At 33.4% G+C, this 10,417-nt stretch carries 10 protein-coding genes; 9 read left to right on the top strand and 1 reads right to left on the bottom strand.

Features of this window, described 5'->3' with window-relative positions; translation table 11 throughout:
• From ACHZDT_RS10775 to ACHZDT_RS10815, 9 genes are all read left to right on the top strand, one after another.
• Positions 1-216 (top strand): hypothetical protein (locus ACHZDT_RS10775; protein ID WP_394774635.1); only part of this gene is annotated, 216 nt, incomplete at its 5' end.
• A gap of 366 nt (positions 217-582) precedes the next feature.
• The gene (locus ACHZDT_RS10780) at positions 583-2,805 is read left to right on the top strand and encodes a RelA/SpoT family protein (RefSeq protein ID WP_394774636.1); all 2,223 of its coding nucleotides are present in this window, start codon (positions 583-585) and stop codon (positions 2,803-2,805) included.
• A 47-nt stretch (positions 2,806-2,852) separates the two neighbouring features.
• Entirely contained in the window at positions 2,853-3,395 is a 543-nt protein-coding gene (locus ACHZDT_RS10785; RefSeq protein ID WP_394774637.1) for a hypothetical protein, read from the top strand.
• A gap of 184 nt (positions 3,396-3,579) precedes the next feature.
• Complete coding sequence (locus ACHZDT_RS10790; RefSeq protein WP_394774638.1) at positions 3,580-4,038, top strand: Fur family transcriptional regulator; 459 nt, start codon at positions 3,580-3,582, stop codon at positions 4,036-4,038.
• A gap of 96 nt (positions 4,039-4,134) precedes the next feature.
• Entirely contained in the window at positions 4,135-5,406 is a 1,272-nt protein-coding gene (locus ACHZDT_RS10795) for an adenylosuccinate synthase (RefSeq protein WP_394774639.1), read from the top strand.
• A 55-nt stretch (positions 5,407-5,461) separates the two neighbouring features.
• Positions 5,462-6,043 carry an NUDIX domain-containing protein gene (locus ACHZDT_RS10800; protein WP_394774641.1) on the top strand — a complete coding sequence of 194 codons (582 nt, stop codon included), beginning with the start codon at positions 5,462-5,464 and terminating at the stop codon, positions 6,041-6,043.
• 230 nt (positions 6,044-6,273) lie between these two features.
• Complete coding sequence (locus ACHZDT_RS10805) at positions 6,274-7,155, top strand: L,D-transpeptidase (RefSeq protein ID WP_394774642.1); 882 nt, start codon at positions 6,274-6,276, stop codon at positions 7,153-7,155.
• Between the two features lie 343 nt (positions 7,156-7,498).
• Positions 7,499-8,089 carry a TetR/AcrR family transcriptional regulator gene (locus ACHZDT_RS10810; RefSeq protein WP_394774643.1) on the top strand — a complete coding sequence of 197 codons (591 nt, stop codon included), beginning with the start codon at positions 7,499-7,501 and terminating at the stop codon, positions 8,087-8,089.
• A 162-nt stretch (positions 8,090-8,251) separates the two neighbouring features.
• The gene (locus ACHZDT_RS10815; protein WP_394774644.1) at positions 8,252-9,397 is read left to right on the top strand and encodes an FAD-dependent oxidoreductase; all 1,146 of its coding nucleotides are present in this window, start codon (positions 8,252-8,254) and stop codon (positions 9,395-9,397) included.
• A 238-nt stretch (positions 9,398-9,635) separates the two neighbouring features.
• On the opposite strand, the gene ACHZDT_RS10820 is transcribed toward ACHZDT_RS10815, so the two are convergent.
• Positions 9,636-10,417, bottom strand: a 782-nt coding sequence (locus ACHZDT_RS10820; RefSeq protein WP_394774645.1) for an IMP dehydrogenase, incomplete at its 5' end; no start/stop codon positions are given.

The following is a 10,417-nucleotide window of genomic DNA, read 5'->3' on the forward strand; positions in this document are numbered from 1 at the left end:
GAACTTTGCTCTGATGCTTTAAAAGGCCTCACTGAAATGGACAATGCAAAACATATTTATTCAATTACACATGAGTTAAAAAGAAGAATGAAGAAAAGGCTGAAATCAAAGCAACCTATCTTTTCGAAATTTTATATTTTTTCTCTTTTGCTGGTGTTTTTTATCATCGGACTAATCCTCTTTCTGGCTTTTTACTTCATAATTGTAAAAAGATAACTTATTGCCGGATAAAATTTATTTTTAAAAAGTAATTCACGAACATTTGTACCTTGTTCAACCAAATTCTGATTGTTGATTGTTGATTGTTGATTGTTGATTGTTGATTGTTGATTGTTGATTGTTGATTGAAAATTAAATTTTTTGAATTAATTTTCAATCTAAAAAAAGTTTTTTCGCATGTCAGACTGAGCGTCCCGAAGCCTCGGGAGAAGTCCTTTTGAAAACAAAAAATCTTGATTTCGATTAATTTCCTAACCAAAATACACACTTCAAAAATCTGAAATCTAAAATCTAAAATCAACAATACAAAGCCTTGCGTATCTTCAAACTTATTCTTATTTTTAGTACTTGAACCATGCCGTTATGATAGAGATAGATATTGAAAAAGAAAATAAAGCAATTGCCCAAGAGTATAAAGAATTACTTCGAATCAGTTATCAGACTTTAAGTCCTACGGACAAAAAATTGATTCGAAAAGCTTTTGACGTTGCCGTTGATGCTCATAAAGAACAACGACGCAAATCTGGCGAAGCGTATATCTTTCATCCTATTGCAGTTGCAAAAATTGTAGCTTCTGAAATTGGTTTGGGAGCCACCTCGATCGCAGCGGCTTTATTGCACGATGTTGTTGAAGATACGCCAATAACTGTTCAGGATATTGAGCGATTATTTAACCCAAAAGTGGCACAATTAGTTGAAGGTTTAACTAAAATTTCACTGGTTCAGAAAGATCTTAATGCTTCGATGCAGGCAGAAAATTTCAGAAAAATGATCCTGACACTGAACGATGATGTTCGTGTTATTTTGATTAAGCTCGCGGATCGTTTGCATAATATGCAAACTATGGATTCGATGGCGGAATATAAACAGACAAAAATTGCCTCGGAAACGCTTTATATTTACGCTCCTCTCGCCCACCGTTTAGGTCTTTATAATATTAAAACCAAGCTGGAAGATTTAGGTTTAAAATATACTGAACCGGCTGTTTACAATGATATTGTAAGTAAAATACGCGAGACAAAAGAGGAACAAGATGCTTATATCAAGGATATATCTGATGTGTTGAAGAAATCTCTGGATAATGAAGCAATCGATTATATTATAAAAGGGCGTCCGAAATCTATATATTCGATTCGTCGAAAAATGCGCGCTCAAAATGTAAGTTTTGATGAAGTTTATGACAAATTCGCCTTAAGAATTGTTTATAAATCAGATCCGCACGATGAAAAATTTGTTGCCTGGAAAATATATTCTATCGTAACAGATCATTACAGACCAAGCCCTAGCCGTTTGCGTGACTGGATTTCATCTCCAAAATCTACGGGTTACGAAGCTTTGCATATTACCGTTATGGGACCAAAAGGCCGTTGGGTTGAAGTGCAGGTTCGAAGTGAACGTATGGATGAAATTGCCGAAAAAGGGTACGCAGCGCATTACAAATACAAAAATGGCGCAACCGAAGAAAGTGGTTTAGATGTCTGGTTGAATTTACTTCGTGAAGCATTAGAAAATCAGGAAACCAATGCGGTTGATTTTGTTGAAGATTTTAAAATGAATTTATATTCTAAGGAAATCTTCGTTTTTACGCCAAAAGGAGAAATAAAATCATTGCCTAAAGGTGCTACTTCGCTTGATTTTGCCTTTAGTATTCACTCAGAAATTGGAATTAAAACCAGAGGAACTCGTGTAAACGGACGTTTGGTTCCGTTAAATCATGAACTAAAAAGTGGTGATCAGGTTGAAGTTATTACATCGGCAAATCAAAAACCAACTATAAACTGGTTAGAATATGTAACGACTTCCAGAGCGAAAAATAAAATTAAAAACGTTCTAAACGAAAACACTAAAAAAATTGCCGAAGAAGGAAAAGAATTGCTTACCCGAAAACTGAAGCATTTAAAAATAACAATCAACGAACAGGTTATCAATGAATTGGTTAACTTTTTCAAACTAAAAACCAGTTTAGATTTATTTTACAGAGTTGGGCTTGGAGCAATCGAAAATCAACAATTAAAGGATTACGCGGCACAAAAAAGCAATAGTTTTATTAATTTCTTTAAAAATAAAATTAAACGAAATAAAGAGCCAACCGCTGCCGAAGACATTCATAAACCTGTGATGAGCAGTAATTATGATATGTTGGTTTTTGGGACAGAACATGATAAACTCGATTATAAACTTTCGCCTTGTTGTAACCCAATTCCCGGCGATGATGTTTTTGGTTTTGTAACGATTAATGAAGGAATAAAAGTTCATAAAAAAGATTGTCCAAACGCAATTGGGATGCAATCAAATTACGCGTATCGTATTATGAGCGCAAAATGGATCGATTCTTCGCAGGAAGAATTTAAAGCGATTATCAACATTACCGGAATGGACGTTTTAGGACTTACAAATCAATTGACAAGGGTAATTTCGAACAATATGAGCGTGAATATTCAGAGTATTTCTTTGAGTACTGACGCTGGAATTTTTCATGGTCAGATTGCTGTAATTGTTCAAAACAATACTATTTTGAAGAAAATGATTAATGCCATTAAAAAAATTGACGGTGTTGATAAAGTTTCCAGAGAATACAGAACTTAAATCATTATAAACTTTCCATTAAAAAGGAAATACAACTAACTTTTAATATGAATAATAATGATTTAGAAATTCCAATAGTTCATTTTGACGAAAGCGGAGAACTTTTAATTATTGCTTCTGAATCTTCTTCAAAAGATGATTTTGATTTTTTTCAGGGCAAATCTAATATTCGGAACAAAAAATTAAAAAAGAGATTTTCAAATTGTACGGAATGGATTGAATTTGATTCAACTCAGGAAATGTACAAGATTTTAAACGGAATTGGGAATATCGATAATTTTCTTGCCACATTTGATGGCGAACCTTTTGAAGGTATGACGGTTAGATTATTTAATCCTCTCACAAAATTGTGGAGTATTTATTGGTCAGATTCAAATACAGGAGTTTTAGACAAACCCGTAATAGGTTCTTTTGAAAATAATATTGGACATTTTTTCTCTAAGGATATTTTTGAAAATCAGGATGTTTTACAAGTATTTCGCTGGGATGCGAGAGATGAAAATAACCCCGTTTGGAGTCAGGCAATGTCTAATGACAAAGGAAAAACCTGGGAATGGAATTGGTTCATGTATATGACTAAAACTAAATAAAGGTTTGTTAGTTTTATCATAAATAAAAATTATTATGTTAATTAAGTTCTTATGAACTTTCTGAATTTTAATGTCATAAAAGCCTGTATATAATACGTTATTACCAATCAAATACAGACTTGAACGTTAAACTTTAAACCCGAAACTTTTATTCATTAAAAATAAAAATTTATCTTTGCCGGATATGACACTCATTTCAACTGACAACACTAAGAATCAAGAAATTGTAAAAAATGTTTTTACAATGTATCTTGAGCAAAAAGGGCATCGCAAAACTCCTGAGCGTTATGCTATACTTCAGGAAATTTACGATAGCGAAGAACATTTTGATATTGAAAATTTATATATCAAAATGAAAAACAAAAACTACCGTGTGAGTAGAGCTACTTTATACAACACGATCGAGTTATTGTTAGACTGCGCTTTGGTTAGAAAACATCAATTTGGGCAAAATCAGGCTTACTACGAAAAATCATATTTTGATAAACAGCATGATCACATTATCATGACTGATTCTGGTGAGGTTATCGAATTTTGTGATCCAAGAATTCAAACCATCAAAAAAACTATCGAAGAAATATTTGATATCGAAATCACGAATCATTCATTGTATTTCTACGGGAATAAAAAACAAAAACTATAATCCCGAAAAGGCATTATTTTACAAAATAAAAAAAGAAAAATTAACTACATTAATCAGTAGGGCAACTCAAATTGCCTCAACGCAAATTAAAACAGAATGACCGTAGATTTATTATTAGGATTACAATGGGGAGATGAAGGTAAAGGAAAAATTGTTGACGTTCTTACCTCTAATTATGACATTATTGCACGTTTTCAAGGAGGACCAAATGCAGGACATACATTAGAATTTGACGGAATTAAACATGTTCTTAGAACCATTCCTTCTGGAATTTTTCATAAAAAATCAATAAATATCATCGGTAATGGTGTTGTAATAGATCCGGTAGTTTTTCAAAAAGAAATTGAAGGTTTAGCCAAGTTTAACCTTGACATTAAAAACAAATTAATCATTTCTAGAAAAGCACATTTAATTTTACCAACGCACCGTTTATTAGATGCAGCATCTGAAGCTTCTAAAGGAAAAGCGAAAATTGGTTCTACTCTTAAAGGAATTGGACCAACTTATATGGACAAAACCGGTAGAAATGGCTTACGTGTTGGAGATATTGAGTTAGAAGATTTTAAAGAACGTTACAGAGCTTTAGCTGACAAACATGAAGCAATGATCGCTTTTTATGATGTAGCGATTCAATACAACTTAGCTGAACTTGAAAAAGAGTTTTTTGAAGCGGTTGAAGAATTAAAAAAATTAGATTTTATTGATAGTGAAGAATATATTTATCAGGCTCAAAAAGCTGGAAAATCTATTTTATGCGAAGGAGCGCAAGGTTCTTTATTAGATGTTGATTTTGGAACTTATCCGTTCGTAACTTCATCAAATACTACTGCTGCCGGAGCTTGTACAGGTTTAGGAATTGCTCCTAACAAAATCAAGGAAGTTTACGGAATTTTTAAAGCGTATGTTACTCGTGTTGGAAGCGGACCTTTCCCAACGGAACTTTTTGACGAAGTTGGTGCTACAATGGCAAGAGTTGGAAACGAATTTGGATCTGTAACAGGAAGACAAAGACGTTGCGGTTGGTTAGATCTTGTAGCTTTAAAATATGCTGTTCAGGTAAACGGAGTAACTCAGTTAATGATGATGAAAGGCGATGTTCTTTCTGGATTCGAAACTTTAAAAGTTTGTACTGAATACAATTATAAAGGACAAAATATTTCTCACTTTCCTTATAATATCGAGCCGGAAAACGTAACTCCTATTTATAAAGAATTTAAAGGATGGAAAGCTGATTTAACCGGATTGACAACTTATGATCAATTACCTATCGAGCTAAAAGAATATATTGAGTTTATTGAAGCAGAAGTTGGAGTACCAATCAAGATTGTATCTGTTGGCCCGGACAGAAAACAAACAATAACAAAATAATACATCTAAACGCTCTGATAACCAGGGCGTTTTTTTATACAAAAAATTTCTAATTATGAAAAATCCCGAAATTAAAGTTACTGATACAAAGTTATTATCAGACAACTGGTACATATTAAACAAAGTAACTTTTGATTATCAAAAGAAAGATGGTAAAGTAGAAACTCATATTCGCGAAGTTTATGATCGCGGAAACGGAGCGGCTATTTTATTATATAACACCTCAAAAAAGACGGTCGTTTTAACGAGACAATTTAGATTGCCAACTTATCTTAACGGAAATAAAACCGGAATGATGATCGAAGTTTGTGCAGGACTTTTAGATCATGATAATGCAGAACAAGCTGTTATTCGTGAAACTGAAGAAGAAACAGGTTACAGATTAAAAAAAGTGGAGAAAGTTATAGAAACTTATATGTCCCCAGGATCTGTAACAGAGATTTTATATCTTTTTGTTGGAGAATATGACAAAACCATGAAAGTAAATGAGGGCGGCGGATTAGATGCTGAACAGGAAAATATTGAAGTGCTGGAATATACTTTTGATGAAGCGTACGCAATGATAGAATCCGGTGAAATTACAGATGCTAAAACGATTATGTTATTGCAGCATGCGAAAATAAAAAACCTGATTTAAAAGAATAAAATGTAATCAGATTGTAGTGAGGTAATTTCCTGATCATAAAGTTTACAGACATTGGATGACTTTATGAGCAAACTTAGATACATAATTTTAAGTATGTTTGATATGATTGAAAAATGTAAAATGAGAATCAAGCAAACTAATCAAGAAATTGTGTAATTGACATTAGACACTATTAAAATAACTTTACAGTAATAAAAAACCAGTTTATGAAAAACCAGTTTATGAAAAAGTTATATTACACATCAAATATCCTTCTACTATTAGTTTTAGTTTTATTAGGTTCATGTAAAAAAAATGAATCTACTGAAGCTACCAAAAAAGCAAAACCAAAAAAAGTAATTGAACACACGAAACCAAAGTCGGTTTCATATCATTTTGAAAAAACGAAAGAATGGCTAAAAGCAAATGAATCTGACAGCGCAAAACTTCATATTGCATATGCTTTAAACAGAACTGATAAAGCAAACTTTGCAAAAATGGATTCGGTTGTAATTCCTGCTGATTTTAGTGGTGATATCGTTTATTATCTTCCATTTCCTTTACATGTTGCCGCTTTAGAAGAGGTTGCGAAAGTGATCATTTTTTCTTATCCGGCTCAGGCATTTGCAGCTTATGAAAATGGAGAATTAGTTTATACAGGTCCTACAAACATGGGAAGAAAAAAAGATCCTACTCCAACCGGACTATTTTTTACGAATTGGAAAGCGGAAAAAACAACCAGTACTTTTAACGACGAATGGGACTTAAAATGGAATTTTAATATCGAAAATAAATTGGGTGTTGGTTTCCACCAATATGAATTACCTGGTTATCCTGCTTCACATTCTTGTTTACGTTTACAGGAAAATGACGCAAAATATCTTTATAAATTTGCCGATGAATGGATTCTTAAAGACAAAGAAAATGTTAAAGTGAAAGGAACTCCTGTAATTGTTTTTGGAAGTTATCCATTTGGCGATCCAAAACCCTGGTTAGAATTAGTTAAAGATCCAAAAGCTTTAGATATTTCAGAAGATGAAATAGAAACTCAAGCTAAACCTTTTATTCAAAAGATCTTAGACAATCAAAAATTGCGAGAAGCGGAACAAACTGCAACTCCATAAAAAATATATTTTTTATCTAAAAAAGCTGCTAATTACATTTTTGACGAATTGTATTTAGCAGCTTTTCTTTTATAGGTGCAAAGGTACTGAGGTTCTGAGGTTCTGAGATACAAAGTTATTTGGCTAAAGCCATTTTTTACACTATTCATTGTAACCTCCAGCTAAAGCTGGGGGCAATTCAATATTTTCATAAATTCAATATCAAAATTACAGATCAAGACGCACTGCTGTGCGCCTCTACAACCCTTTGCACCTTTGCATTTCAAAACCTCCAAACCTTTTTTAAATAAATAAGCGAACGTTCATTTATTTATTATATATTTGTACCAGAATAAATGCAATTATGAGAACAAGAGATACAAATAAAGAGGAAATAGTAAAACAGAAAGCAATCGAAATGTTGGTTTCGCAAGGTGTAGAGGGTTTTGGAATGAATCGGTTAGCTAAGGAATCCGGTGTTTCTGTAGCGACACTTTACATCTATTATTCTGATAAGGAAGATTTAATTCGGAAAATTGGAATTGAAATTGGAAAAAATTTTTTTGGAGAAATGTTAGTCGGATTTTCGTCAGATATGACCTTTATAGATGGTTTACGCAAACAATGGGAAAACCGATCTAAATTTGCTATCGATTTTTCTCTGCAAGCCACTTGTTTTGAATTACTGAAACATTCTACTTACGGTGATGCTATTTTAGCAGAAATTACAACAGATTTTAAACAGCAAATGTCATTATTCATTACTAATGCCATAGAAAAAAAAGAACTTCTTCCTATTACATTCGAGGTTTTCTGGAGTATTGCCTATGGATCACTTTATGCCCTTTTAGAACTTCACAGAGAAGGAAAATCGATGTCCGGAAAACCTTTTGTGTTTACACAAGAAATTAGTGATGAAGCTTTTAATCTGGTTATAAAAGCTTTGACTCCATAAAAAATTAATTTCAATATCAATTGCAAACAATACCAATTACAAAAAGCAATACCAATTACAAAAATCAATGGCAATTGCAAAAAGCAATATCAATTATAAAAATCAATTTAAACATTAAGAAAAAATTAGTTGGCAATATATTAATTAATTAAACAAAACCATATGAATATTTCACTTATAAAAAACAAAAAAATAGCCATTATTGGCGGCGGACCTGTTGGTTTAACAACAGCGCGAATTTTACAAATCAAAGGTGCTGACGTAACAGTTTACGAAAGAGATTTAAATGCTCAAGCCAGAACTTCTGGCGGAACGCTGGATATTCATTCGGATTCAGGGCAAAAAGCGATTCAAAAAGCTGATTTAATGGATGAATTTTATCGCTTTGCCAGACCAACAGGAGAAAAAATGGCGGATATGCACGGAAATATTACTTCGGAAGAAATGCCTACGGAAGAAAATGCCTATTCAAGACCGGAAATTGACAGAAATGATTTGAGAAGAATTATGCTTGAAAATCTTAATGAAAATACTGTTGTCTGGGATAGTCAATTGACTACTATTGAAAAAGTTGACGAACACTATTTTTTAGAATTTAAAAATGGCAATAAAGTAACGGCTGACTTTGTTATTGTTGCAAACGGGGGGAAATCAAACGCCAGAAAATTTGTTACGGATAAGGAACCTCAACTTTCTGGAACATATATTATTCAGGGGGAAATTGAAAATCCGGATCGCGATTATCCTGAATTCAAACCTAAATATGGTGACGGAAATGTAATGGCAATGGGCGAACAAAAAATGTTTTATACTCATACTTTACGTGATGGTTCGGTACATTTTGGGGTTTCATTTAAAGCAGATGAAAGTTGGGTATTAAATAACGGAATTGACTTTGAAGATAATGCTTCGGTTATTTCATTTTTAAATAAAAAATTTGAAAACTGGAACGAAGATTATAAAAAGTTCTTCGCCCTTTCTACTGATTTTACCGGATTGCCTTTGCGTTTATTCTCTTTAGAAGAATCTTGGAAAAAACATTCAAATATTACACTTGTTGGCGATGCTGCTCACGTTATGCCTCCGTTTGCAGGCGAAGGCGTAAATATGGGTTTAATGGATGCTTATCAATTAACTGAGAATTTAACTAATGGAGAATTCACAACTATTCAGGATGCAATTGAAGATTATGAACAAAAAATGTTTGGTTATGCTTTAGAAGCGCAACGTACAACATATCAAATGGAGGAATTATTGCATTCTGATGTTACAACCCAAAAAATACTGAATAGTCGCGGTGGAGTTTAACATTTTTTACTCTCAAAGATCCGACAGGTTTTAAAAACCTGTCGGGTCTAAATAACCGATCTAGCATGTCATTTCGACCGAAGGGAGAAATCACACATGCAACTCGACAAGATCAACGACAGTAAGAACGGAATATTAGTGCGATTTCTCCCTTCGGTTGAAATTGACAAGATTGCGTAAACAAAAAAAAGGCATAAGAATCAAACTCTTATGCCTTTTTTATATCAAAAACTAAAAATTATCTTGAATAATTTGGCGCTTCTTTTGTAATTGTAACGTTATGTGGATGACTTTCTGTAATTCCGCTTGACGTGATTCTAACAAAACGTCCGGTTTCTTGTAAAGTCGGAATATCTTTTGAGCCACAATATCCCATTCCGGCGCGAAGACCTCCAACAAATTGAAGCATACTTTCGTTTAATTCTCCTTTGTAAGGAACACGACCAACGATTCCTTCCGGAACTAATTTTTTAACATCGTCTTCAACATCTTGAAAATAACGGTCTTTTGAACCCGTTTGCATTGCTTCAACAGAACCCATTCCGCGGTATGATTTGAATTTTCTTCCTTCGAAGATAATTGTTTCTCCCGGAGATTCTTTTGTTCCTGCTAATAATGAACCTAACATTACACAATCAGCTCCGGCAGCGATTGCTTTAGGAATATCTCCTGTATAGCGAATTCCACCATCTGCAATTACTGGAACTCCGGTTCCTTTGATAGCTGCTGCTACTTCAAGAACTGCTGAAAATTGAGGAAAACCAACACCTGCAACGATACGAGTTGTACAAATAGATCCAGGTCCTATTCCTACTTTTACTCCATCTGCTCCGTTTTCTACTAAATATCTAGCAGCTTCCGGAGTTGCGATGTTTCCAACAATTACATCGATATTTGGGAATTTTGATTTTATTTGTTTTAAGGTATTTACAACACCTTCTGTATGTCCGTGAGCTGTATCAATAATAATTGCATCTACTCCGGCAGCTACCAAAGCTTCTGCTCTTTCGACTGCATCAC

It is taken from the genome of Flavobacterium sp. (assembly GCF_043722275.1).
Lineage (GTDB): Bacteria > Bacteroidota > Bacteroidia > Flavobacteriales > Flavobacteriaceae > Flavobacterium.